Origin of the sequence: Psychroserpens sp. XS_ASV72 (genome assembly GCF_041224425.1) — a bacterium.
GTDB lineage: Bacteria > Bacteroidota > Bacteroidia > Flavobacteriales > Flavobacteriaceae > Psychroserpens.
Genome location: NZ_JBGFGL010000071.1, coordinates 304,774 through 330,839, shown reverse-complemented (window position 1 = coordinate 330,839; position 26,066 = coordinate 304,774). Strand labels below are relative to the sequence as shown.

Below are 26,066 nucleotides of genomic sequence, written 5' to 3'. Positions count from 1 at the left end.
TTGTTTTTATTGCCTACTTTTAGAATGAAATAGTAATACTTATGGAACAACAAGAACACTTACTAAGAGGCATTCCTGTTTTAGCATCTCTAGATATTAGGAAAACAGTAGATTTCTACAAGACCAAACTAGGCTTTAATCGTCAAGGTTATTTAGATGATAATTATGCAATTATTGCTCGTGATCGGTTTGTGGTTCATTTTTGGAAATGCAATGATAAAATCCATCCCGAAAACACGAGTTGTTATGTGGACGTTCAAAACATTGACCAACTCTATGAGGAATATGAAGCCAATGGTGTTGTTCATCCCAATGGAAAACTAGAGAATAAACCTTATGGAATAAGAGAATTTGCTATTTTGGATAACGATGGAAATATGATTAAATTTGGACAAGAATTGATATGAAAATGCGTTATTTTTTACATTTAGTCACACTTTTGATTTTAGGCTGTAGCTCTTCAGAAGACACAAACACGTCGGAAAATCAAGATCCTCAAAATCAAAATCCCGAACCTGAAACGGTATTTTATAAAGGCATGGATCTATCCTTTCAACCTGAGCTGGAAACTTATAATGTAAATTATCGTGATGATAATGGAACCGTTGTTGACTTATTGAGTTATGTAGAAGAAAACGGCACCAATCTTGTACGATTAAAACTATGGCATACATCGCAAAACGGACAAAACAGCTTAGATGACGTTAAAGCTTATGCCCAACGTGTAAAGGCTAAAAACATGGCTTTTTTACTCGATTTCCATTACAGTGATTTTTGGGCTGACCCTGGAACACAAACACCTCCAGCCGCATGGCAAAACATGACTCAAGAGGAATTACGCGTTGCCATTTTTGATTATACCAAAGATGTTTTGACACAATTAAAAAATCAAAACACACTCCCTGAATTGGTTCAAATTGGTAATGAAACCGATAGTGGTTTTTTATGGAACTATGGAAAAGTATGGGATGAGTTTTCGGATAATTGGGGAAATTATGCAGCGTTGGTTCGTGAGGCCATCAGAGCTGTTAGAGAAGTAGACACCGAAAACAACATAAAAGTCATGCTTCATCATTCTAAAGTTGTCAACTCAAAATTTTTCTTTCAGGAGTTGGCACCTTACAATATTGATTTTGATATCATTGGATTATCCTATTATCCACAATTCCAAACTAAAGATTTAGATTTAGTCGCCTTAGAATTGAATCAATTGGCCTTAAATTTTGACAAAGAAATTTTAATGGTTGAGGTGGCCTATCCGTTTACGTTGGAATGGAATGATAATGCCAATAATTTTATTGGAAGTGTAAACCAAATCATTCCTGAATTTGCACCGACACCTGAAGGTCAAAAAATGTATTTTGAATGGCTGGTTTCAACCATCAAAAACATTCCAAACGACAAAGGTGTCGGATTTTGCTATTGGGCTCCAGATTGGGTTGCTTTTACTGGCAACGAAAACACTTCAACCAGTGGAAGTGCCTGGGAAAACCAGTGTTTGTTTGACTTTAATCTCAGAGCTTTGCCTGCATTTGATGTTTTTAGAAACAACTAGCTGAAAATCAATTTTTTACAAGACAATGTGCATTTCATCGACAAAACTGCATTTTTTCTATGTTTTTTGCCGTTTATCTATTCGTCGATACTTTCATAAAAATCAAAGCTCACTTTATCTAATTTTTAGGTATTAAATCCCGAAAATTAGCATATTAGATGCCTTTTCCACATTTTTGATATTGCTATTAATCAAGAGTCCCAATCGCTGATGATACTTAGGAAAACATCCTTATTGAGGTTGCCCTTGACTTTTTTACACTTACTTATCCTTTCCCTCTGGGCTAAACAGTGTTTGAATCGTTTGGTAATTTTTAACTCGACACTAACGCTATGAAACAGTTAATGACATTAGCTGTTTTTTGTGTATCGATTTTTTGTTTCTCACAAACAAATGAAATCGACAGTCTTACTATACAATTAGCTTATCAAAAACAGGACTCAGCAAAAGTTGATACCTCTTTGCAATTGATTAAAGCTTTGTATAAAAGTAAGAATTTCAAAAAAGCGCTTTTGTACATTGACCAAACCGAACGCCTTTCAAAATATGTAAACCATAACAAAGGAATCGCAGATGTAAATTATTACAAAGCATTGATCTATTCTCAAAAAGATGATTATTACAATGCCATCGATGGTTACAATAAATCTAGAAAATATTACACGCAACTTGGCGATACTTTAGGGATTGCTAAAGTGAACAACAGTATTGGGCTTATTGAAATCAAACGTGGGAATTACAGTGTTGGACTCGAGAACTCCTTATCTGCTATTCATACGTTTGAAACCAGAAACCTTCTGGATGAATTAAGTTCTGCTTACAACAATTTAGCAGAAGCCTATTATAACACACATCAAATCGATAAAGCCCTAGAGTTCAACATTAAGGCATTGAATGTTAGAGAACAGCTCAAGGATAGCAGTGGAATCAAAACTTCAACCATTAATATTGCTGGATTGTATTCTGACAGAAAAGAACATCGTAAGTCTATTGAATATTATCTCAAAGCATTAGAGTTGTTAAACCCAAAAGAAGACCAAGCCATTAAAGGCGAAGTGTTGCCTAGAATTGGTAGTGAATATCTTCAGTTTAGAGATTATAACAATGCAGCTGAATATCTTGTTGAAGGACTTAAATACAATAGAAGCATTGATAATAAAGATGGTATTCTTAGATCACTGAATGCTATTGGCGAACTCAATCTACAACAAGGAAAAGTTAGACTTGCAGAAAATCAGCTTTACGAAGCCTATACCATTGCTACGAAATCTGACAACAAAATCGAATTGTTAAAAAATTATCGATTGCGAAAAGAATTGGATTCTACAAATGGAAGATTCCAAAACGCCTTCTTTTGGCAAAGCAAATACTATGACCTAAAATCTGAACTCGATAAAGCCAAACAACCTAAAATACCTGATAATTCTGACATTATTAAGATTGTTCCAGAGCTTACAGATGACAATGAGTTTAATGCTTTAGAAAAAAAGGAAGCGGAAGAACGAACAAATTCTGAATTAAAAAAACTGAAGGCTATTGCTTATATCTTAGGTGCTGCCTTTTTATTAGTTTTTACCCTTTTGATTTTAATGTACTTAAAACGACAAGGCAATTCAAAGTCTGATTCAGTTTATAAAGACAAATACGACAAAATCGTTTTGGAAAACGAAACTTTATCAAAGAAAAACCAGAGTTTAGAAGACATCAACAAAGTAAAAGATCGTTTATTCTCAATCGTTTCCCATGATTTAAAAGATTCTATCTCTTCTATTAAAGGGTTTATCGACTTACTAAAAGAAGACAGCTTGTCTAGAGAAGAGTTTTACAACTTGGTTCCTGAGTTGAGTGAAAATGCCGATAATGCTTCGTCATTGTTATACAATCTATTGAATTGGTCTAAATCCCAAATGCAAAACCTAGAACCAAAACCTGAACTGTTTAACATTCAGGAAGTGTTCCAAAATAAAATTGCACTTGTAGAACAAAAAGTAGAACAGAAACGCATCGTGCTTATCGACGAATCTCATAGAGATTTTGTGTATGCAGACCGAAGTATGATAGAAATTGTGGTTCAAAACCTCATCACAAATGCTGTGAAATTTACGAGAGTTGGAGATGTCATTACTGTTTCTAACAGTGATCTTAACGGAAAAGCATTACTATGTGTTGAAGATACTGGTGTAGGAATTTCACAGGAAAATATCGATAAGCTTTTCCAAAATGGAACTTTCACCACAAGAGGAACCAACAACGAAAAAGGGACTGGTCTCGGACTCACCATTTGTAAAGAATTAGTAGAACTCAATGGTGGTCGAATTTGGGTTGAAAGCAAAATCAATATAGGCACTAAGTTCTATGTTGAACTTCCAAAATCAAAACCTACTTCCTAACCACTTTTTTGGCTATCTTAGTCAAAATAAATTTTTATGAAATCCATCTTATTTACACTTTGCCTTCTCATTGTATGTGTTGGTTGTAAACAATCAGAAAAAAACACCTCAGATAATCCCACTGAACTCAATACCGATAAAGAACTACAGGAGTTATTTTCAATCATGCAAGGATCGTTTAATTCTGAAGTTCAATCTCAAGTTGATTCCACCTATTTTAATATCTCATTGCATATGTATCCTATTTGGGAAGACAAAGGCAACTTTCTTTATGTTGAACAAGCTTTAAACGCAAATCAAGACAGACCTTACAGACAACGCATTTATGAAGTGACACAATTGAATGACAGTATTTTCAGCTCAGCTATCTACACTATTGAAAATGATTCATTATGGATTGGCAAATGGAAGACACCTAAAGCTTTTGACAGTTTAACTATAGATCAAGTCGTAAAGAAAGAAGGCTGTGAGGTTTTGCTAAAACGGTTTGGTTCTGAGCATTTCAAAGGCCAAACTGGAGAAAAAACATGTTCGAGTCAACTTTATGGCGCCTCATATGCCACAAGTGAAGTAGAAATCCTATCAGACAAAATCATTTCTTGGGATCGTGGCTTTGATGCTAATGGCGACCATGTTTGGGGCGCTGAAAAAGGCGGCTATATTTTCAATAAGCTTGACTAAGCCTTCGGAAGGAAAACTTCAGCCATCATACATCTCGCACTTCCACCTCCACAGGTTTCAATAGTTTCCAAATTACTAGAGATAATTGGGCAAAATGATTCAATGGTTTTAAGTTGCGTTGCAGTTAAACTGTCACGTGCTGCTTGGCTCATTACCAAATACCTTTGATCATCACCACCTCTAACTTGCAACATATTGCCAGCAAATTGATGCATTTGATCTTCAGTAATCGAAATAATGGTCTTACCACCTTGTTTTAAGTGTCTTGTAACTTCTTTTCGTTCTTTCTTATCATCAATGCTATCCAAACAAATAACCACAAAATCTTCAGCAATGCACATCATCACATTGGTGTGGTATATGGGTAAACGTTTGCCTTCTACATTCTGATTAGCTTTAAAAATAATAGGTGTGTATTCAAAATCCTCACAAAACTCAATCAACAAGTCTTCATCAGCTCTAGGCGACAGTGCACAATAGGCTTTTCTGTTGATACGATCCAATAACAAACTTCCTGTACCTTCCAGAAACACCTCTTCTTCCTCTGCACTTGTATAATCAATAATATTATTGATTAGAAACCCTTCTTTCTCAAGTCGGATAAACACCTCATCTCGACGTTCTTTACGTCTGTTTTCAGCAAACATTGGATACAACGCAATGTTTCCATTACTATGAAAGCTTACCCAATTATTAGGAAAAACCGAATCTGGAGTATCCATTAATTTGTCATCATGTTCTACAATAACATTTACACCAACAGCTCTCAACTGAGACACAAAATCATCAAATTCGTCTTGGGCTTTTTTATTTATTTCAGCATTTTTAAGATCAATATCCTCTTGAAAATAATTATTGACAGCAGTTTGTTCGTTCATCCTAAAATTCACCGGACGAATCATTAATATGGTATTTGTAGTCTGTGGCATAATGTCATAAATAAAGCAGCACAAAATTACTTTTTTTTGAGCAGTTGAAAAATAGCTTGAGTCATAAATTATTGGAATTTGTTTAAGTTTGGAATATTAAATTATCAGTTATGAAAAAACTTTGGTTTTGTTTCTTCATCTTACTAGGATGCTCATCTGAAAACAACAAAAAAAATGGTGACTTTACCACTGTTTTTGAATCTTCTAATGGCACAGAAACTGCAACTTATCATGAAACCATCTCGTTTTATGAAAAGCTCGCATTGACTTATCCCGAAATCTCCATTCAAGCTATCGGTGAAACCGATTCAGGTAAGCCTTTACATCTTGTAACCCTAAATCAAGATAAGGTTTTTGATTTTGATCAAATCAAGCAAAACAACAAACGAATATTGCTTATTAATAATGGCATCCATCCTGGAGAATCTGATGGTATCGATGCCACGATGCTTTTGTTTAGAGATATTGCAAATGGAACTATTTCATTTCCTCAAAACACCGTCTTAGCAACGATTCCAATTTACAATGTTGGCGGAAGTCTTAATCGCAACACTTCAACAAGAACCAATCAAAACGGACCAAAAGCATACGGTTTTAGAGGCAATGCAAGAAACTTTGACTTGAATCGTGATTTTATAAAATCGGATACCAAAAATGCCAAGAGTTTTGCGAAAATTTTTCATTTAGTTCAGCCAGATATTTTTATCGATAATCATGTTAGCAATGGTGCAGACTACCAATATACCCTAACCCATTTGTTTACCCAACATAATAAATTAGGTGGTTCTCTTGGCAACTATTTACACGAAGAAATGATGCCAAAACTTGAAACCAAACTTAAAGAGAAGTCTTGGGATATGACACCTTATGTTAATGTTTTCAATCGGGTTCCAGATAATGGCTTTTCACAGTTTATGGATTACCCAAGATATTCAACTGGCTATACAACGCTTTGGAACACACTAGGTATGATGGTAGAAACACATATGTTGAAACCATACAAACAACGTGTTGAAGGCACCTATGAATTGATGAAAAGTATGATTGAATTGATCGAGGAAGATAGTGAGACCATTTCAAAACTTAGAAATGATTCATGGCTTTCCTATAAATCTGGCAGTTCTTATCCTTTGCAATGGATGATAGATACCACACAAACTTCAACACTACAATTCAAAGGTTATGAAGGTCGAAGATATGAGAGTGATTTAACTGGTGCAGAACGCTTGATTTATGATCGGTCAAAACCTTTTACTAAAGACATTAGCTATCAAAACTATTTCACGCCAAAGTCAGTAACAACAATCCCAAGTTATTATGTCATCCCTCAGCAATGGTATAATGCACTAGAGCTTTTGAAGTTAAATCAAGTGGATATGCAAGAGTTACAAAAAGATAGCTTAATGACTGTGGAAAGCTATAAGATAGACCGTTATGAAACACGCAACAATGCTTATGAAGGGCATTATCTGCATTACAATACCAAAATCAAAAAATCAACTGAAGAAATCCAATTCCATAAAGGTGACTTTTTAATCAGTACAAATCAGAAGGCCGTAAGATATCTTTTGGAAACCTTAGAACCTGAGGCTATAGATTCATTTTTCAATTGGAATTTCTTTGACACCATTCTTCAACAAAAAGAAGGGTTTTCTCCTTATGTTTGGGAAGATAAAGCTAGAATGCTCTTGGAACAAAATCCGAAAATGAAAATTGATTTTAACCTAAAGAAGACTTATGATGAGGAATTTGCCAATAATTGGTATGCGCAATTGGATTGGATCCACAAACAAAGTGAATTTTACGAAAAGGCACACCTGCAATATCCCATATATCGCATCAAATAATTCTAAATCAAAGACTTGATATTGGCATAGCTGTTTTTAAGGGCTTCTTGACATTGCGATTCGTTAAGCCACTCAACTTTAGTAATGCCTTCGGTTACTTCAGGAGATAATTTTCCAGAATAACTAGTTGTCATTTCAAACCAATGGGTTATTTTAATTTTATGTCTGCCATTGCGTTTAAAAATGTGATAGGTGATCTCCAAAGGTTTTGAAATTTGAAGTCCTTTAACACCAGTTTCCTCTTCGACTTCTCGAACAGCTGTTTCTTCAATCGACTCCTTTTTTTCAGCTTTACCCTTAGGCAGATCCCATTTATCATTGCGATAAATGAAAAGCACTTCACCTTTATCATTGATTGCCTTTCCGCCTCCAGCAACCACATTAGGTAATTTTTTTAAAAATTTAGGGAGTAGCTTTTCTTCTTTTTTGCCAATCAATCGAATCTCCTTTAAGGAAGTGGTATTGAGTTCCTTAATTACTTTTCCAATGTTTACGGTAGAGAGTAAATAATTTTTAAAGCCTTTTTCTTCTTCAACCAAAGTTGTCAAAAGTATAGGTTTGTCATTTACAAAAATGTGAATCATTAAGTCTTGGAGTCTTAAATTTAAAAAGTAAAAATATCATTTTTTAGGTCGATGTCAGCATTTTTGAAATTAATTTTATTTTAAGTTTCAAATTAAAATTTATTAAAAATATGTAATTTAGCCACATGATTTTTAACAAAGAAACTGCCAAAAAAACCGCAGAGGTTTTACTCCAAGTCAACGCTATCAAACTCCAACCAAACAATCCTTTTACTTGGGCTTCAGGATGGAAATCACCTATTTACTGTGACAATAGAATTGTCCTGTCTTTTCCACCAATACGAAACTATATTCGCTCAACAATGGCCAAACACATTCAGGCACATTATGGCACTATTGATGTCATAGCTGGTGTGGCAACAGGTGCTATAGGAATAGGAATTTTGGTTGCTGAAGAACTTGGACTTCCATTTGTATACGTTAGACCTGAAGCCAAATCACATGGACGACAAAATCAAATTGAAGGTTACTTGGAAAGTGGTCAAAACGTGGTGGTTGTTGAAGATTTGATAAGCACTGGTAAGAGTAGTTTAAATGCCGTGAGAGCCTTAAAGGAAGCTCACGCCAATGTTAAAGGAATGGTTGCTATTTTTTCTTACGGATTTGAGATAGCCAAACAAAACTTTGATGCTGCTCATGTTGAGCTTCACACCTTAAGTAATTATGAAAATTTATTAGAGCAAGCCTTAGATACCAAATATATCACCTCTGACGAACAAGACATTTTAGCACAATGGAATGCCAATCCGAGTGAATGGAACGGATTTTGAGTTAGAAGTCCCAAACAAAATATTAAATAGATGCATTTAGAATCACCAAAAATTACCAGTCCGAAATCGGCAAAAGACACTTTCGATTTTTTATCCAATGTTGAAAATTTCGAGAAGTTAATGCCTGAAAACATCAGTAAATTTGAAGTTTTAGGGGAAGACACCTTTGTTTTTGCTTTAAAAGGCATGCCTGAAATCGTTCTGAAAAAGAAAGAAGCCTTATCGCCTAATAAAATTGTATTGGGAGCTGCTGGAGGTAAATTAGACTTTTCATTAACTGCAAATATTTCTGAAATTGAGGCTGATAAAAGTGAGACCCAATTATCTTTTGAGGGTGATTTCAATCCAATGATGGCCATGATGATCAAAGGCCCAATATCTAAGTTTTTGGAAACCTTAGCAACCAATATACCAGGTTCGGTTTAGCTTAAGAGGGTTACCTCCTTTAAATCAAAAGTTTTAACAATTTCATCTTCAACCAAAACTTTTAAAAAACCGTTTTGGGTGACTCCTTTGATATATCCTGAAAATAATTCATCATCTTGGGTTTTGAAAGTTGATGGTTTGTCAATTCTATATAGCTTATCTTCATAAGCTTTTAGTAACAAATCATAGGATTTGTTTTCCAAAAGAGCGAAATAATACTCAAATTGATTGACAATACGATTTAACAACTCATCTTTATCAACATCCTTTCCTGTTAGGCTTTTTATAGATGATGCATTAGGCAATTCCTCAAAAGAGGTTTGATTCGCATTTAGACCGATGCCAATGATTGTAGATTGAATTCGGTCTTTCTTGATGACATTTTCAATTAAAATCCCAGCTATTTTCTTCTGCTCTGACAAAATGTCGTTAGGCCATTTTATCTTTAAGTTTTTCAGCATATAAGCTTCCAAAGCCATAAAAACAGCAAGCGAAACCACGATACTAATATAAAAATGCGCTTCTATTTCTAAGCCTTCAATCTTCTTGAAGGTACTAAACATAAGGTTTTTACCGTTTTCAGAATACCAATTGGTACCCATCTGACCTCTACCCTTGGTTTGGTGATTAGCTACTACTATGGTAAAATCATCTAAGGGCTCTTCTACACTTAACTGCCTTAAAAAGGAATTGGTAGAGTCAATGGCATTAAGTTTGATGATACGCATAGTAGTGTTGTAACAAATTTTAAGAATTTCTTATCAGCAATTAAAATCGATAAGACTAAAAAAAATAATAACTTTGCACAAAATTAATTCAATTTAATGGCGAAAAAAAATACGAGCCCAGACCAACTCATAGCAACTATAATTGCTGGTATTGAAGATGTAAAAGGAAATGAAATAACAATTCTAGATTTAAGGGAAATTGATAATACGGTTTGTGACTATTTTATAATTTGCGAGGGAACCTCGAATACTCAAGTTAACGCCATAGTAAATTCCATTCAGAAAAAAGTGAGTAAAGCACTTAAAGACAATCCTTGGCATATAGAAGGTGTTGAGAACGCAGAATGGGTATTAATCGATTACATAAATGTTGTGGTTCATGTGTTTCAAAAACATGTGAGAGAGTATTACGATATTGAAGGTCTTTGGGGAGATGCAAAGACAACAGTTATAGAAACCAGTTACTAATATAATACGTCACTTAGTGACTCGAAATAAGAATGGCAAAAGACAATAAAAATTTAAATAAAAAACCTAAGTTCAATCCATATTGGGTGTATGGTTTTATTATTGCTGCTTTTTTAAGCATACAACTTTTTTCTGGAGGCTTTGGTGGTTCATCAACCAAGAAAATCAACCCTTCAGAATTTTTCACTTATCTGCAACGTGGAGAGGTAAAAAATGTAGACATCGTTAACAATCGCGAAGCTCGTGTTTACCTTAACAAGGAAGCAATGGAGCTGGAGGTTCATAAAAAATCTAAGCCTACAAATTTTTTACCAACTGTTAATCCGAGTCCAAACTATACGTTTGAGTTTGGTGATTTGAAATTATTCCAGGAAAAGCTTCAATCTACAATAGATGATAACAACCTAAGTGTTCCTGTATCTTTCAAAACAGAAGAAAATTATTGGGGAAGTTTGATCATGTCATTACTTCCATTCATCTTGATTATTGGTGTTTGGATTTTCATCATGAGACGTATGTCTGGTGGTGCTGGTGGTGGTGCTGGCGGACAAATATTCAATATCGGTAAATCTAAAGCCAAGCTATTTGATGAAAAAACCGATGTCAAGACGTCTTTTAGAGATGTTGCTGGACTTGAAGGTGCAAAAGAAGAAGTACAAGAGATCGTTGATTTCTTGAAAAACCCTGACAAATACACCTCCTTAGGTGGAAAAATTCCAAAAGGAGCTTTGTTGGTTGGACAACCTGGTACTGGTAAAACCTTATTGGCAAAAGCGGTTGCAGGAGAAGCCAAAGTACCGTTTTTCTCACTTTCAGGATCTGACTTTGTCGAGATGTTTGTTGGTGTTGGTGCTTCGCGTGTACGTGATTTATTTAAACAAGCCAAGGAAAAAGCACCTGCCATTATTTTTATTGATGAAATCGATGCCATTGGTAGAGCACGTGGAAAAAATAATTTCTCTGGTTCTAACGATGAACGTGAAAACACCTTAAATCAGCTTTTAACTGAAATGGATGGTTTTGGAACCAATACCAATGTTATTGTTTTGGCTGCAACCAACCGAGCTGATGTTTTAGATAAAGCCTTAATGCGTGCTGGACGTTTTGATCGTCAAATTTATGTAGACCTTCCAGATGTTCGTGAGCGTAAGGAAATTTTTGAAGTACATCTAAGACCAATAAAACAGTCTGAAGAATTGGATATCGATTTCCTAGCTAAACAAACACCTGGTTTTTCTGGTGCTGATATCGCTAACGTATGTAATGAAGCTGCTCTTATAGCGGCCCGAAATGGGAAAAAAGCTGTTGGAAAACAAGACTTCTTAGATGCTGTAGATCGTATTGTTGGCGGATTGGAGAAGAAGAATAAAATCATTACCAAAGAAGAGAAAAAGGCTATTGCTTACCACGAAGCTGGTCATGCCACTGTAAGCTGGATGTTAGAGCACGCTGCACCTTTGGTAAAAGTCACTATTGTCCCTCGTGGACAGTCATTAGGTGCTGCTTGGTATTTACCAGAAGAGCGCCTTATCGTTAGACCAGAACAAATGCTAGACGAAATGTGTGCGGCATTAGGTGGTCGTGCTGCAGAAAAGGTGATATTTAACAAAATATCTACTGGTGCATTGAGCGATCTTGAAAAAGTGACCAAGCAAGCGAGAGCTATGGTTACTATTTACGGATTGAGTGATAAGGTTGGAAACCTAACCTATTACGATTCAAGTGGCCAATCTGAATATGGCTTCACGAAGCCTTACAGTGAACAAACTGCTGAACTTATAGATAAAGAAATCTCAGATATCATTGAAGAACAATACCAGCGTGCTGTTAAACTACTTGAACAACACAAGGATAAACTTACCTTACTTGCTGAAGAACTTCTTGAAAAGGAGGTTATCTTTAAAGATAATCTTGAAAAAATCTTCGGAAAGCGTCCTTTTGCAAAACCTGAGTTAGATATTCGAAAGAAAGAAGAAAAATCAGAAGAAACTACAGACGAAAACTCTGAAGAGTAGTTAAACCAAAAGCCTATAAAAAACTTAAATTGAACAAGCATTAATTTAAGTTTTTTTATATTTGAGAAAATCTATACAATAACGAGATTAATAGCTGTCCCAATAAATGAGTCTATTTCGTAAAATCTTCGGTCTTAAAGACAAACCTGAAGATCACATAAAAAACGAAGAAAGAGGCAAATATATGCCTGAAGTCAGGCTACCTATTGACGAACAATTCACGATTAATTTTAAAGCTAATGGTGGAAAATTCCTGTATTGCGAAAACATGCAGGAAATAAGGGAAAGTCTCGATAAAATCATCACAGAAAACCAATGGGAAGATGCAAAAGTCTTACTACTGGACGAACGTTTGAATGAGCTTTTTAAAGACTTTAAGTTCAGTACGACAAAAAAGGTTTCGGAAAGCACTTATTTTTTATCCACTTGCGAATATCTTATTTCTGATGATGGATCACTTTTGATCTCTTCAAATCAGATTGCTGAAAAGAAACTTAAGGAATTACCTCACAACTTTATCATTTACGCCACAACCAGTCAATTTGTGCACAGTATTGGCGAAGGGCTTCAAGGAATCAAAGGCAAAAATAAAAGTAAGATACCCACAAATATTACCACAATCAAACACTTCAAAACTGCTGAAGATAAAGATTTTCTGACCTACGGAAGCAGCTCAAAAAATTTGTACTTGCTGCTGCTAGAAGATTTATAAATGAAAGAAATCGTTACTAGAGCACTTTCCGGACTACTGTATATCTCGCTCCTTATTGCGTCACTGTTTTGGCAACATACCCTTATCGTTCTCTTTTTTATTTTTGGTATGGTTTGTATGGCTGAATTCAAAAAGCTAATCCACCTCAAAAGCATGTTTCCTTTCGTAGTATTCCCTATTCTGTATTTCGGATTTGCCTATTGGAATATCATCTCCAACAATGCTGTAGGTCACGATGAAGCTGGTCAAATACTCTTGGTCATTACCATTTTTGTGGAATTGTTGTTGATCAAGGATTTATTTTCTGAAAAGACCATTCCTCTTTTTGCCTCCAAACGATTTATCATTACAACATTTTATCTTTCTAGCGGATTTGTGTTTTTGATTTTGATAGGAAATTTCAATCAAACCTTTACGCCTCTCTTACTATTGGGAGCTTTTATTCTTGTTTGGGTTAATGATACATTTGCGTTTCTGGTCGGTAAGAATTTTGGGAAACAAAAATTGTTTCCAAGAGTATCGCCTAAGAAAACGGTTGAAGGTTTTCTTGGTGGATTGTTCTTTTCTTGCATTGCAAGTTACTTTATTGCAACTTATACCGAAACACTCAATTTTACTAATTGGTTGATATTAGCTATTATTGTTAGTGTATTTGGTACTATAGGTGATTTGATTGAATCAAAATTTAAGCGGCAAGCTGAAGTAAAAGACAGTGGAATTATCATGCCTGGACATGGTGGATTATTAGATCGTTTGGATAGTATTATTTTTGCATCACCTTTTATATTTTTGTTTTTAAGATTGATTACCTATGTTTCATAAAGAAGGCTATAAAATTATTCTTATCACATTAGTTGTGGTAATCATTGCTGTGTTTGCTATTGATTGGTTTATTACTATCGAATGGCTACGACTTACCTTATCAATAGGTATGATTGTTTTGTTATTACTGATTCTTCAGTTTTTTAGAAATCCAAAACGTCTTACCAAATTAGAAAACCATACAGCAGTTTCTCCTGTAGATGGAAAAGTTGTAGTTATTGAAGAGGTTTTTGAAAAAGAAGTATTCAACGACAAACGTATTCAAGTATCTGTATTTATGTCGCCAATCAATGTACATGTCACACGCTATCCAATAAGTGGCACTGTGAGCTTCAGTAAGTACCATCCTGGAAAGTATTTGGTGGCATGGCATCCAAAAGCAAGTGAAGAAAATGAGCGTACCACAGTTGTGGTTGACAATGATAACTTTGGAAGGATTTTATACCGACAAATTGCCGGAGCCTTGGCAAAACGTATCGTGAATTACGCTAAAGTAGATGATAAAGTACAGCAAGGAAGCGATTCTGGATTTATCAAATTTGGGTCACGTGTAGATTTGTTCTTACCTTTAGATGCCAACATTAAAGTTGCATTAAATCAAAAAGTAAGAGGTGGCGAAACTGTTATAGCCGAACGTCAATGACTTCAGAAGAATTGGACATAGCGTTTAAGGATGCCGTTGATCGTATCAATGCGCACACCGAGCCTTTTCCTGCTGATTTCTTACTTCGCCTTTATGCTTACTATAAAAAAGCTACGAATGACTATGGTAGACCTAGTAGTAGAAAACCTATCATCAATGCTTTTAAGACCAATGCCTTGTTTCAAGTACAAGGTGTTAACCAAGATGAAGCAAAACGCGAATATATCAATTTGGTCAACAATTACTTTTTATATCGCAAATAATTCCCAAACCTCAATTTCATGAAATCCATTTCTATTCTAGTAGTTTTTGTATTCATATCTTTACATTCCTATTCTCAAACATTTAACCCTTTCTATTCTGATATCGTTGAAAACACTTCAGAAAACAATTTACTTAATGATTTAAATACTTATACTGGATTTGGAATTAAAGAAGTGGGAACAACAGCATTGACCAATGCAGAAAACTGGATAGTCAATCGTTATCAAACTTTAGGATATTCAGATGTTCAGCTTCAATCTTTCACCTATGCCTCTGGTACCAGTAATAACATTATTGTTACCAAAACTGGAACTGTATATCCCAATACCTATATCATAATTGATGGACATTACGATTCTATTACTGGAGTTGGTGCCAACGATAATGGTTCAGGAACCGTATTGTTGTTGGAATTAGCGCGCTTGCTCAAAGATGTAGAAACAGAATACTCTATTAAGTTCATTCATTTTTCGGGAGAGGAAGATGGACTGGTTGGAAGTTCTTACTATGTCAACAATACTGTGATACCTCAAGATATGGATATAAGATTGGTATTTAACATTGATGAAGTTGGCGGATTAGCAGGTACAAATAATGATACCATTGTATGTGAACGCGACTTAAGCAGTCCTTTTTCAAACAATGCAGCTTCAGATACTTTCACGAATAGTTTAGCAACCTTAATCGAACTGTATTCTACTTTAAATACTGAAATTTCTTATGCTTATGCTTCTGATTATATTCCGTTTGAAAATAATGGAGAAGTGATTACAGGTCTCTTTGAAAAAAATGAAACACCCTACGCTCACACTATAAACGATGTCATTTCAAATATGGATGTTCCCTACTTGACTCAAGTCACTAAAGGAGCTTTAGGTGCTACATTGGAGTTTGCTTTAGCCTATGAAACCTTAAGTCTAGAGACTTCAAATGCTTTTAATAACCAAATCAGTATTTCCCCTAATCCTTTCAGCAAAGAATTATATATCAACTTTAAGCAGCCTCTTAAAAACAACATAGAGTTTAAACTAATTGATATGCATGGCAAAGACATATATAATGATGTCTTAACTGAACAACGCCAAATCTTATCGATTGATAATTTGGCAACAGCACAATACCTAGCTGTTTTTAAAAGTAACAACCAACGCTACATCAAAACATTAATAGTAGAATAAATGTCAGATCTAAACCAACCTTTGACATTTCCTTGTGGTAAAACCATGCCAAACCGTTTTATGTTAGCACCAATGACCAATACTCAAAGTAATGAGGATGGTACATTATCTAATGCTGAATACAACTGGTTAACCATGCGTTCAAAAGGTGGTTTCGGATTAACCATGACTTGTGCTTCTCACGTACAAGCCAATGGTAAGGGATTTCCTGGTCAACTGGGAATTTTTGATGATGTGCATATTGAAGGGCACAAAAAATTGGCTCAAGGCATCAAAACATACGGAAGTTTGGCAGTCGTTCAATTACATCATGCTGGCATGCGATCACCTGAAGATCTGATAGAAGGCTCTCCTGTTTCAGCTTCTGCAATAGAAAAATATAATACCAAAGCCTTAAGTCTTAAAGAGGTTGAACAACTTCGAGATGATTTTATAGCAGCTGCTTTAAGAGCAAAAATAAGTGGTTATGATGGTGTAGAAGTTCATGGAGCCCATGGTTATATAATTTCTCAGTTTTTAAGTTCTGAAATCAATAAAAGAACTGATAGCTATGGTGGAACTTTAGAGAATCGAGCACGTCTTTTATTTGAAATCGTAAAAGGCATTCGACAAACTTGTGGTTCAGACTTTTTATTAGGTGTTCGCTTGTCGCCCGAGCGTTTTGGCATGCAATTAACCGAAATCAAAACCATCTGTAAACAATTGGCAAATGATGAATTGATAGATTTTCTTGACATATCACTTTGGGATACTTTTAAAATGCCTGAAGAGGAAGCACATCAAAGTAAAACTTTACTGAAGCATTTTACAACTTTAGATTTAAAACAGGTAAAGTTAACGGTTGCAGGTAAAATTACAACCGCTAAAGAGGTTCAAACGGTTTTAAGTAAAGGTGTAGATTTTGTGACAATTGGGCGTGCGGCAATTTTGCATTATGATTTTCCGAAACAAGTCATGGCACATTCTGATTTTAAACCTATTGCAACACCAGTTTCAAAAAGCTACTTAAATGATCAAGGCTTAAGTGATCCATTTATTGAGTATATGAAACGATGGCCTGATTTCGTAGAGGACTAATAACAACAGTTCAAAATACCAATCAAATACTGAATTATGAACTTAAATCAAATAACTGTTCCGTCATTGGATTTAAACAAATCTATTCCGTTTTATGAATGTTTGGGTTTGAATTTAATCGTTAAGTCTTTACCTCATTATGCTAGATTTGAATGTCCAAATGGAAGTTCCACATTTTCGATTCACCAAACTGAAACCTTACCAAAAGGTGACGGAATTTACGTATATTTTGAATGTGAAAATCTTGATGAACATGTTAATAATTTAAAAAAGAAAGGGATTGTATTCGACCAAGAGCCTGTTGATCAAGAATGGCTATGGAGAGAAGCAAGATTAAAAGACCTCGATGGAAATCAGATCATTCTGTATTATGCTGGCATTAATAGAACCGATCCTCCATGGAAAATCAAAACCTGAACCTAGCTCAGCTAACATTCAGTAATGTTATCTAATCTTTAGTTAAAAGTATGACCACAAAAGATATCCAATCTATAATCAAGTCCAATAAAGAGGATATCGCATTTGTCATAGGCAATGGTATTAATCGCTATGCTGAAAATCCAAATATCTTGTCTTGGGATGCTTTATTGATGAATTTATGGAAAAGAGTTTCAGACTTTGAATTGGACAAACGTCCTAATGGAATTTCATCAACCGAGTTTTACGATATTTTAGAATTGGAAAACACCAAGGATGCCAATCTCCAAAAAGAAGTGACAAACCTTATGCAAGACTGGGAACCTCTAACCCATCATCAAAATATCATTTCACGTATTCAAGCGTTAAATGCGCCAATACTTACCACCAATTTTGAAGAAACCTTAGCTAAGACTTTCGACTATAAATTATTAAGAACGACTTCTGAAGGATTTACAGATTTTTATCCTTGGACGACTTATCATGGACGCAACCAGTTACAATCACCAACTGATGGTTTTGGAATTTGGTACATTAATGGAATGATCAATTATCACAGAAGTATTCGTTTGGGTTTAAGCCATTATATGGGAAGTGTTGAACGTGCCAGAAACTTATTGCACAAGGGAAAAAGCAATCGATTGTTTTCCGGAAAAAATCCAGCACAATGGAAAGGTCGTTTAACCTGGTTGCACATCTTATTCAATAAATCGTTGTTTATTTTTGGATTAAGCCTTGAGGAAAATGAAACGTTCTTACGTTGGTTACTTATTGAGCGTATGCTCTACTTTAAAAAATTTCCTGAACGCCAACGCAAAGGCTGGTATCTGACCAAGCGAAATGAATCCGCATTTGATGAAGGAAAACATTTCTTTTTGGAACGTGTAGGATTTCAAATAATTGAAGTCGATGATTATACTGATATTTATAAACACATTTGGAACTAATAACGATTTACAATGAAACCAATTCTTCTTCTCGCACTAAGTTTTCTAATACTAAACTGCAATTCCAAACCTAGTTATAACGATCCTATTCCTGAGCATGACACTTTTACTATAGCATCTAAAAGGGTTAATGAAATTCGTGTTATTAATATATGGACACCTCCAAAATATATTGAAGAAAACGAAAGCTATCCTGTGCTTTTCATGCCAGATGGAGGCATTAAAGAAGACTTCTCTCATATTGCAAATACCATTTCTAAATTAGTGAAAGCGAAAAGCATTCCACCAATCATTTTGGTAGGTATTGAAAATACAGAACGCGGACGTGATTTAACAGGTGCTTCCCAATCGGATTACGATGCTCAATTTTGTCCGTTAACTGATGGCGCAAAAGATTTTAGAGCATTTATTTTAGAGGAATTGGTTCCTGAAATCAACAAAAAGTATCGTACCCAAAATAAAAAAGGGTTACTTGGTGAGTCGTTGGCTGGACTTTTTGTGATGGAAACTTTTTTTAAAAGTCCGTCGTCATTTGATTTTTATATTGCTATGGATCCTTCTCTATGGTGGAATGACCATCAAATGGTTAGCGAAGCTAAGAGTTATTTCTCAAGTTTCCCAGAAACTCCTATCTCATTATGGTACGCAGGATCTTCAGCTGAAGATATTTCTAATCATACAAAAACCTTAGAAGCAAAACTAAATCAAAGTGCTCCTGAAAATTTAACTTGGACCTATTCAGATGAACCAAATGAACAACACCATACCATTTTTAGAGCCACTAAGGAAAAGGCTTTGGTTTGGACTTTCAAAAATTTATAGGAATATTTAATCTCTGATTAAAGGCAAGGTACTACAACGCAACAAACCTTCTTGTTTAGCAATTTCAGCATAAGGCACTTCTTCAACAGTAAAGCCCTTATCTCGCAGCCAGGTATTCAATCTAGTAAAGTTTCGTTCGGAAATAATGATGTCTTCAGAAATAGAAAATATATTGCTATTCATATGGTACATTTCCTCTTTGGTGATTTCAAAGATGTTCTCTTTTCCGAAGAAATCTACCAACCATTGGTATTCACTTTCAACTAAAAATCCATTTTTGTGTAAAATGGCTTTATCTTTTCCTATAGGTTGGAAACAACAGTCTAGGTGCAAGGCATTTTCCCGAGGATCGGTGTTTGATTTTCGCAACTCAAAAGACTTGACGGTTTTATGTGGAAACAATTCTTGAATGGCAATAACTGCGTCCATATTGGTACGAGCAGTTATATAATCGGAATAATCTGGAGCAGAATAAGTACCAATAAAAATATAATCGTTCCAAGGCATCACATCACCACCTTCTACATGACATTCCTCGGGTAAAATAATACGTTTGCTAGGGTCAATCTGTTCCCAAATGTAGCGAATGGCTTCAATTTCTTCATCGCGATCTGGCAAGATATTCGCACGAATAATTTTATCCTCAATCACAAAAGCAATATCTCGTGTAAAAATCTGGTTACAATCGGTAATGACTCTTGGTCGATACACAGTAACCTCATACTTTTTTAAGACCTCAGCAACCGCTTCCATTTCCTTGACCATATCAGCCTCTATTGGATAGGTTCCATTTTTGATATGTACAGCCGATTTTGGATCGTATGCATCTTCCAAAGAAGGGATAGGACCATTACTTTCAGCAGTTCCTAAAATCACAGCACGTAGACGTGAGGTTTCATTTTGAATATTCACTTGTATCATGAATGCAAATATAAAAAAAGCTTCATATTGTTTTATGAAGCCTTTTTTGTTCGTTTTTAGCGTTTGCTAATGTCTTTAAAGGATCTCTGGGTTTCACCAGTGTATAATTGGCGCGGACGTCCAATTGGTTCTTTACGCAAGCGCATTTCTCTCCATTGGGCTATCCAGCCTGGCAAACGTCCTAATGCAAACATAACAGTAAACATTTCTACAGGAATACCCATAGCTCTATAGATAATTCCTGAGTAGAAATCAACATTAGGATATAGCTTTCTATCAACAAAATACTGATCTTCCAAAGCTTCTTTTTCCAATCCTTTAGCAATATCCAAAATAGGATCTTCAACACCTAAATCACCTAAAACCTCATCTGCTGATTTTTTTATGATTTTAGCTCTTGGATCGAAGTTTTTATACACACGATGTCCAAATCCCATTAAACGGAATGGATCGTTTTTATCTTTTGCTTTTGCCATATACTTTTTAGTATCACCTCCATCTTCTTTAATGGCTTCTAACATTTCCAGTACCGCTTGATTGGCACCTCCATGAAGTGGTCCCCAAAGTGCTGAAATACCAGCCGCTAACGACACGAATAATCCAGCATGGGAAGATCCAGTAATTCGTACTGTAGAAGTAGAACAGTTTTGTTCGTGATCTGCATGAAGAATCAACAACTTATCTAAGGCGTCAACTAAAATTTTATTTTGTTGATAGTCTTTTCCTGGGCGCTTAAACATCATTTTTAAGACATTTTCAACATAGCCTAGATTATCATCTCCATATTCTAGAGGTAATCCTTGTTTTTTACGCATAGTCCAAGACACCAATACAGGGAATTTTCCTAAAATTCGTACAATGGCATTGTACATTGCCTCTTCTGAATTGATATCAACAGACGATGGATTAAAAGCTGTTAGAGCACTCGTTAATGATGACAGTACTCCCATTGGATGTGCCGACTTAGGAAAAGCTTCGATAATCTTCTTTACATCATCATCAACTACAGAATGGTGCTTGATATCTGCATGGAATTTATCTAATTGTTCTTGAGTTGGCAGTTCCCCAAAAATGAGTAAGTACGCAACTTCCAAGAAGTCTGCTTTTTCGGCTAGCTCTTCTATGGAATAACCACGATATCTCAAAATTCCTTTTTCACCATCTAAAAAGGTAATGGCACTTTCACAACTTCCGGTATTTTTATAACCAGGATCGATGGTAATAACACCTCCAGTGTCATTTCTTAAGGATTTAATATCAATAGCAACTTCGTTTTCCGAACCTACTACTATTGGTAACTCGTACGTTTTTCCATGAATTTCTAAGGTAGCTTTATCTGACATGTATCTTGTGCTTTTTTATATATTAATAAGTCCCGTAAAATTACGAAATATCTCAGTATTTATAAAGTGTATTTACAATCGATTTAACAATTGCACTATAGATAATTTACATTACAAACCTATTGGTTTTATGACCCGATAAATATGGATTGTAAAATGGGTTTTCCTTGCTATTTATTGCTTAAGTGGTATTTTTGCCGAATACTTACTCTCTATGAATAAACTATTTATATTTATTTGTTTATTAGCTCACTTTGCTCAAGCACAAGTGGTTAATGTCGAAACGCTTCGAAAGCCTTCAGATTCTACAAAATGGACTGGCTCTGTGAGTTTGGATATCTCCTTGATAAAGAATACAAATGATATTTTTAGAATTGCCAACAAAGCACATGTACAATATAAAGACAATTTAAATCTTTGGTTGTTTGTGAATGACTTAAACCTTCAAAAGATAGAAGGTAACTCACTCGTGAATCGAGGCACCCAGCATTTGAGATATAATAGAAGACTAACGGAAAGAATAAAATGGGAAGCTTTTTTACAAGCGCAGTACGATGCTATTTCTCAAATTGATTTGAGAGCTTTAGCTGGCGTTGGTCCACGATTTAAGTTAAGCAATAGTGATAATTACCGATTTTACTTGGGAACCTTGGTCATGTATGAATATGAAAAAGCTTCAGAAGTGGTTCAAAATAGAATACAAAAGGATTTTAGAGCAAGTACCTATTTGTCATTTAGCTTATATCCTACGGAAACTATTAGCATCATTAGCACTAGTTATTATCAACCACAAATAGATAAGTTCAAAGACTTTAGATTTTCAAGCAACACCTCATTGTTGTTTCAGATTTTTGAAAACCTAGCTTTTAAAACAACTTTTAACTATTTCTTTGACGCATTTCCAGTATCGAATGCCATTCCAAAGACACAATACGAACTGACCAACGGATTATTGTACAGTTTTTAATTGACAATTAATTTTTGGACTTCCTCTCCAGCATTACCAATTATATTTACAAAGTACACACCATCATTCAATGATGAAACATCCATAATCGTATCCATACCATGAACTAGTTTAGAAAACGTTAATCGTCCGTGAAGATCATAGATTTTAACTTTTTCAATTGTTGTCTTGCCTAGAATTCTAATTTGTGATTGTGCTGGATTTGGATATAATTTGAAAGTATTATCAAAACTGAAATCATTAATAGACAACGTTTCGAAAGCTGTAGTTGCCATGTTGGTTTCAATTGGAAAATTATAATCGAAAAAGATATTGGCTTGTTGCGATACTTCGTCATTTACTTGTAAGGAATTCAACGATTTTATTTTATAAAGAACATTTCCTTGAGCATTAGGCATTAAATTAATGGCGTCAAAAACAAACTCGACCTTATTACCATACGTTTGCATGCTCATCTCATGAGAGGCATTCAATATTTGCAAGGTGCTTAAATCATATTGCATTTCATCAATGTCATTGGTTACTACAACAAATGTTGCTGCAGCTGTTCCAGTATTCTCAAATCTAATATTATAATGTAAATAGTCACCTATCATTGATGAATCGACAGTAGCGCCTTCTAAACACGTAATATCATTAGGATCATAGGATCCTACAACTATTTGCTTTAGATCAAATGTATTATCACCTGGATTTTCATCACCCGAAACAGGATTAATAACGGCTGTAAATGCCAATTCATCACCATTGTTTACAGGAGGTGTTTCTGTTGGAGCATTCACATTAAGCGTAACAGTTATTGATCTACTTTCAAAAGGCAACAAGTTAGAGTAGCTCCAAACTAATTGTCCAGTATCTATTGTATTTGGTGACTGACTTGAAGATACATAATCCAAAACTGAATCATCATAATTCAATTCAAAATCACCTGATATAACTTGATTTCCTTTATTAACAAATACTACTTGATAGGTGGCATCAAATCCAGGACTAGCTAGTGTCGTTGGAACAATCACTATTTCTACATCATTGTGAATACCGTTAGGTGAAACACAAAAATCTTGTATTGCCACATTATTGTCCGTATTTGCAAATGGTATTGTTGCTGTAGCAGGTGACACATTAAACCAAGTTGAGTTTTCCAGGTCTAGGGAAATATCGAAATTACCATCTTGAGGATAGAAAAAATAAGTCCCATCAGAACCAGTAGAAGTAAATTCCTGATACACACCATCATTGATCTCTAATGTAATATATGCCTGTGTAGCATCTGATGCGTTACAACCATCATCATTACTGTCAAAAACAATCTGACCTGTAATCGTATTGTATAAACCACCTGGCTGAAATGTGCAATATGAGGTCACTATTGTTGAAGTACCTGCAAGGGATTGAATATAATCTAGTTCTTCCTGGTCTACACAAATAAATTCTAAATTATTACCATCTATTTGAATGTCATTAAATGTAGTTCCGTTTTTTAAGTTAAGTTCTGTTAAAAAAGGGTTTCCAGAACAATCCAATTCTATTAAATAAGGGTTTTGACTGAAATCTAATGACGTCAACAAATTCAGAGTACCACAATCTAACATTTGTAAACTGATACAATCAGAAGTATCCAATTCTGTTAGGCTATTATCACCACAATACAACGTTATCAATTGGCTCTTACCAGTTAAATCAAGTTGAGAAATTGAATTTGAACCGCAATAAATAAATTTGATATTGAAATTTTGAGAAATATCCAGATTGTCCATAGAATTCCATCCACAATCGATACGTTCCAATAAAGGATTACCTGATAAATCCAATTCTGAAATATTGTTATTTATACAAAATAGTTCTGTCAAGCTTGAAAATGAACTCAAACCTGTCATGTCTGAGATGCCCTCATAACTTACATTAAGGATTGTAACCTGAGACGCTTCACTTTCTTGAATTTCGCCATCCATATTGGTATCAACACCATCATCAATTAAAGCCGCTTTGAAATTAGCATCAGGAATATTTACAATTTGCGCTTGACAAAATAAAGATGTAAACAATAAGAGAAGTAAAATTCTAATCATAGTTGGTCGATTTTTATGCAATACCTTTTTATTCAAAGGCTTGCATCAATATACGAAAAAACCTACTCAAATAGTTGAGTAGGTTTATATTAGAATTTAGAAATGAACTTTTTACTTCACCTTGAAAGCATTCAATTGAGGAAAGTATGCAGTAGCATCTAACTCTTCCTCAATACGAAGCAATTGATTGTATTTTGCCATACGGTCGCTACGTGACGCAGAACCTGTTTTAATTTGTCCTGTATTCAATGCCACAGCCAAATCAGCAATCGTGTTGTCTTCTGTTTCACCTGAACGATGTGACATCACAGAAGTATAACCCGCATTTTTTGCCATATTTACAGCAGCAATGGTTTCCGTAAGAGAACCGATTTGATTTACTTTGATAAGAATAGAATTGGCGATACCGTTTTCAATTCCTCGAGATAAACGCTCTACATTGGTAACAAACAGGTCATCTCCAACCAACTGTACTGTATCTCCAATCTTATCTGTTAGATACTTCCAACCTTCCCAATCGTTTTCATCCATTCCATCTTCAATTGAAATGATTGGATATTTATTGGCCAATTCAGCTAAGTAATCGGCTTGCTCTTGACTCGTTCTCACAACACCTGTATCGCCTTCAAAAATGGTATAATCGTATTTACCATCTTTGTAAAATTCAGCAGCCGCACAATCTAAGGCAATCATCACTTCATCACCAAACTTATAGCCTGCTTTTTCCACAGCTTTAGCAATGGTATCCAAAGCATCTTCAGTGCCATCCAAAGTTGGTGCAAAACCACCTTCATCACCAACAGCTGTACTTAGACCTCTATCGTGCAATACTTTTTTCAGGTTGTGGAAAATCTCAGTTCCCATCTGCATGGCATGCGTAAAGTTTTTAGCCTTTACTGGCATCACCATAAACTCTTGAAATGCGATTGGTGCATCGCTATGTGAACCACCATTGATGATATTCATCATTGGTACTGGTAAGGTATTGGCAGACACACCACCAACATAACGATATAAAGGCATGCCTAATTCGTTAGCTGCAGCTTTAGCTACTGCCAAAGACACACCAAGAATAGCATTGGCTCCAAGTTTAGATTTGTTTGGTGTTCCGTCTAAATCAATCATCAATTGATCGATTCTGTTCTGGTTGAATACAGACTCACCCAATAATTCTTGTGAAATTACCGAATTGACATTATCAACTGCTTTCAAAACTCCTTTTCCCATATAAGCATCACCACCATCACGAAGTTCAACAGCTTCATGTTCACCAGTGGAAGCACCAGAAGGTACAGCCGCACGTCCTGTAATTCCGTTTTCGGTAATGACATCAACTTCAACAGTTGGATTACCTCTTGAATCTAAAATTTGTCTTGCATGAATATTGATAATAATGCTCATTTGTCTTTCGGTTTTTAGTTTTTAATCTCTTACAAATTTACGAAATACTTACCCTATAATCCACTCAAACCAACAGTTTTAAAGGATATA

At 35.1% G+C, this 26,066-nt stretch carries 26 protein-coding genes; 19 read left to right on the top strand and 7 right to left on the bottom strand.

The genetic code is table 11. The annotated features are described in order from the left end of the window. Positions 1 to 41 precede the first annotated feature (41 nt). The 4 genes from AB9K26_RS05340 (at position 42) to AB9K26_RS05325 (ending at position 4,626) form a co-directional block, all read left to right on the top strand. The gene (locus AB9K26_RS05340; RefSeq protein ID WP_369971504.1) at positions 42 to 407 is read left to right on the top strand and encodes a bleomycin resistance protein; all 366 of its coding nucleotides are present in this window, start codon (positions 42 to 44) and stop codon (positions 405 to 407) included. Between the two features lie 2 nt (positions 408 to 409). Continuing rightward, a complete protein-coding gene (locus AB9K26_RS05335; protein ID WP_369971503.1) occupies positions 410 to 1,555 on the top strand; it encodes an arabinogalactan endo-beta-1,4-galactanase in 1,146 nt (381 codons plus the stop codon). 332 nt (positions 1,556 to 1,887) lie between these two features. Continuing rightward, entirely contained in the window at positions 1,888 to 3,945 is a 2,058-nt protein-coding gene (locus AB9K26_RS05330; RefSeq protein ID WP_369971502.1) for an ATP-binding protein, read from the top strand. Between the two features lie 36 nt (positions 3,946 to 3,981). Further along, positions 3,982 to 4,626, top strand: coding sequence for a chromophore lyase CpcT/CpeT (locus AB9K26_RS05325; protein ID WP_369971501.1), 645 nt, complete (start codon positions 3,982 to 3,984; stop codon positions 4,624 to 4,626). Here AB9K26_RS05325 and ctlX read toward each other — a convergent pair. Beyond that, entirely contained in the window at positions 4,623 to 5,555 is a 933-nt protein-coding gene (gene ctlX / locus AB9K26_RS05320) for a citrulline utilization hydrolase CtlX (RefSeq protein WP_369971500.1), read from the bottom strand. The genes AB9K26_RS05325 and ctlX overlap by 4 nt on opposite strands. A gap of 110 nt (positions 5,556 to 5,665) precedes the next feature. Between ctlX and AB9K26_RS05315 the strand changes: the two genes are divergently transcribed. Continuing rightward, positions 5,666 to 7,402, top strand: a complete 1,737-nt coding sequence (locus tag AB9K26_RS05315; protein ID WP_369971499.1) for a M14 family metallopeptidase — start codon at positions 5,666 to 5,668, stop codon at positions 7,400 to 7,402. A gap of 2 nt (positions 7,403 to 7,404) precedes the next feature. On the opposite strand, the gene AB9K26_RS05310 is transcribed toward AB9K26_RS05315, so the two are convergent. Further along, positions 7,405 to 7,986 carry an NUDIX hydrolase gene (locus tag AB9K26_RS05310; protein ID WP_369971498.1) on the bottom strand — a complete coding sequence of 194 codons (582 nt, stop codon included), beginning with the start codon at positions 7,984 to 7,986 and terminating at the stop codon, positions 7,405 to 7,407. Between the two features lie 125 nt (positions 7,987 to 8,111). Here AB9K26_RS05310 and pyrE point away from each other — a divergent pair, with 125 nt between their 5' ends. Both pyrE and AB9K26_RS05300 read left to right on the top strand, forming a co-directional pair. After that, entirely contained in the window at positions 8,112 to 8,756 is a 645-nt protein-coding gene (pyrE, locus tag AB9K26_RS05305; protein WP_369971497.1) for an orotate phosphoribosyltransferase, read from the top strand. Between the two features lie 30 nt (positions 8,757 to 8,786). Next, complete coding sequence (locus AB9K26_RS05300; protein ID WP_369971496.1) at positions 8,787 to 9,182, top strand: SRPBCC family protein; 396 nt, start codon at positions 8,787 to 8,789, stop codon at positions 9,180 to 9,182. On the opposite strand, the gene AB9K26_RS05295 is transcribed toward AB9K26_RS05300, so the two are convergent. Next, a complete protein-coding gene (locus AB9K26_RS05295; RefSeq protein WP_369971495.1) occupies positions 9,179 to 9,910 on the bottom strand; it encodes a biotin--[acetyl-CoA-carboxylase] ligase in 732 nt (243 codons plus the stop codon). The genes AB9K26_RS05300 and AB9K26_RS05295 overlap by 4 nt on opposite strands. 96 nt (positions 9,911 to 10,006) lie before the next feature. Here AB9K26_RS05295 and rsfS point away from each other — a divergent pair, with 96 nt between their 5' ends. The 11 genes from rsfS to AB9K26_RS05240 all read left to right on the top strand — a co-directional run bounded on the left by rsfS (position 10,007) and on the right by AB9K26_RS05240 (position 19,275). Continuing rightward, a complete protein-coding gene (gene rsfS, locus AB9K26_RS05290) occupies positions 10,007 to 10,378 on the top strand; it encodes a ribosome silencing factor (protein WP_369971494.1) in 372 nt (123 codons plus the stop codon). A gap of 32 nt (positions 10,379 to 10,410) precedes the next feature. Next, complete coding sequence (gene ftsH, locus AB9K26_RS05285) at positions 10,411 to 12,393, top strand: ATP-dependent zinc metalloprotease FtsH (protein ID WP_369971493.1); 1,983 nt, start codon at positions 10,411 to 10,413, stop codon at positions 12,391 to 12,393. 106 nt (positions 12,394 to 12,499) lie between these two features. Then, positions 12,500 to 13,105, top strand: a complete 606-nt coding sequence (locus AB9K26_RS05280) for an LUD domain-containing protein (protein ID WP_369971492.1) — start codon at positions 12,500 to 12,502, stop codon at positions 13,103 to 13,105. Then, positions 13,106 to 13,927 (top strand): phosphatidate cytidylyltransferase, encoded by an 822-nt coding sequence (locus tag AB9K26_RS05275; RefSeq protein WP_369971491.1) that lies wholly within the window; start codon positions 13,106 to 13,108, stop codon positions 13,925 to 13,927. Then, entirely contained in the window at positions 13,917 to 14,570 is a 654-nt protein-coding gene (locus AB9K26_RS05270) for a phosphatidylserine decarboxylase family protein (RefSeq protein WP_369971490.1), read from the top strand. The genes AB9K26_RS05275 and AB9K26_RS05270 overlap by 11 nt, the downstream gene beginning before the upstream one ends. Beyond that, positions 14,567 to 14,833 (top strand): acyl-CoA-binding protein, encoded by a 267-nt coding sequence (locus AB9K26_RS05265; protein WP_369971489.1) that lies wholly within the window; start codon positions 14,567 to 14,569, stop codon positions 14,831 to 14,833. Before AB9K26_RS05270 ends, AB9K26_RS05265 begins: the two co-directional genes overlap by 4 nt. Positions 14,834 to 14,851: 18 nt before the next feature. Continuing rightward, positions 14,852 to 16,012, top strand: a complete 1,161-nt coding sequence (locus AB9K26_RS05260; RefSeq protein ID WP_369971488.1) for a M28 family peptidase — start codon at positions 14,852 to 14,854, stop codon at positions 16,010 to 16,012. Next, a complete protein-coding gene (locus tag AB9K26_RS05255; RefSeq protein ID WP_369971487.1) occupies positions 16,013 to 17,089 on the top strand; it encodes an NADH:flavin oxidoreductase in 1,077 nt (358 codons plus the stop codon). 36 nt (positions 17,090 to 17,125) lie between these two features. After that, the gene (locus tag AB9K26_RS05250) at positions 17,126 to 17,506 is read left to right on the top strand and encodes a VOC family protein (RefSeq protein ID WP_369971486.1); all 381 of its coding nucleotides are present in this window, start codon (positions 17,126 to 17,128) and stop codon (positions 17,504 to 17,506) included. A gap of 50 nt (positions 17,507 to 17,556) precedes the next feature. Continuing rightward, positions 17,557 to 18,453: a hypothetical protein gene (locus AB9K26_RS05245; RefSeq protein WP_369971485.1), complete on the top strand. Its 897-nt coding sequence runs from the start codon at positions 17,557 to 17,559 to the stop codon at positions 18,451 to 18,453. A 12-nt stretch (positions 18,454 to 18,465) separates the two neighbouring features. Next, positions 18,466 to 19,275: an alpha/beta hydrolase gene (locus AB9K26_RS05240; protein ID WP_369971484.1), complete on the top strand. Its 810-nt coding sequence runs from the start codon at positions 18,466 to 18,468 to the stop codon at positions 19,273 to 19,275. A 6-nt stretch (positions 19,276 to 19,281) separates the two neighbouring features. Here the strand turns inward: AB9K26_RS05240 and AB9K26_RS05235 are convergent, their stop codons facing one another. After that, positions 19,282 to 20,196: a dimethylarginine dimethylaminohydrolase family protein gene (locus AB9K26_RS05235; RefSeq protein ID WP_369971483.1), complete on the bottom strand. Its 915-nt coding sequence runs from the start codon at positions 20,194 to 20,196 to the stop codon at positions 19,282 to 19,284. Between the two features lie 56 nt (positions 20,197 to 20,252). Continuing rightward, entirely contained in the window at positions 20,253 to 21,539 is a 1,287-nt protein-coding gene (locus AB9K26_RS05230; RefSeq protein ID WP_369971482.1) for a citrate synthase, read from the bottom strand. Between the two features lie 214 nt (positions 21,540 to 21,753). Between AB9K26_RS05230 and AB9K26_RS05225 the strand changes: the two genes are divergently transcribed. Beyond that, positions 21,754 to 22,506: a DUF481 domain-containing protein gene (locus AB9K26_RS05225; protein ID WP_369971481.1), complete on the top strand. Its 753-nt coding sequence runs from the start codon at positions 21,754 to 21,756 to the stop codon at positions 22,504 to 22,506. Here AB9K26_RS05225 and AB9K26_RS05220 read toward each other — a convergent pair. Together AB9K26_RS05220 and eno are read right to left on the bottom strand one after the other, a co-directional pair. Continuing rightward, on the bottom strand, positions 22,503 to 24,575 hold the full coding sequence (locus AB9K26_RS05220) for a T9SS type A sorting domain-containing protein (protein ID WP_369971480.1): 2,073 nt from the start codon (positions 24,573 to 24,575) through the stop codon (positions 22,503 to 22,505). The genes AB9K26_RS05225 and AB9K26_RS05220 overlap by 4 nt on opposite strands. 111 nt (positions 24,576 to 24,686) lie before the next feature. Then, a complete protein-coding gene (eno, locus tag AB9K26_RS05215; protein WP_369971479.1) occupies positions 24,687 to 25,976 on the bottom strand; it encodes a phosphopyruvate hydratase in 1,290 nt (429 codons plus the stop codon). Positions 25,977 to 26,066 lie beyond the last annotated feature (90 nt).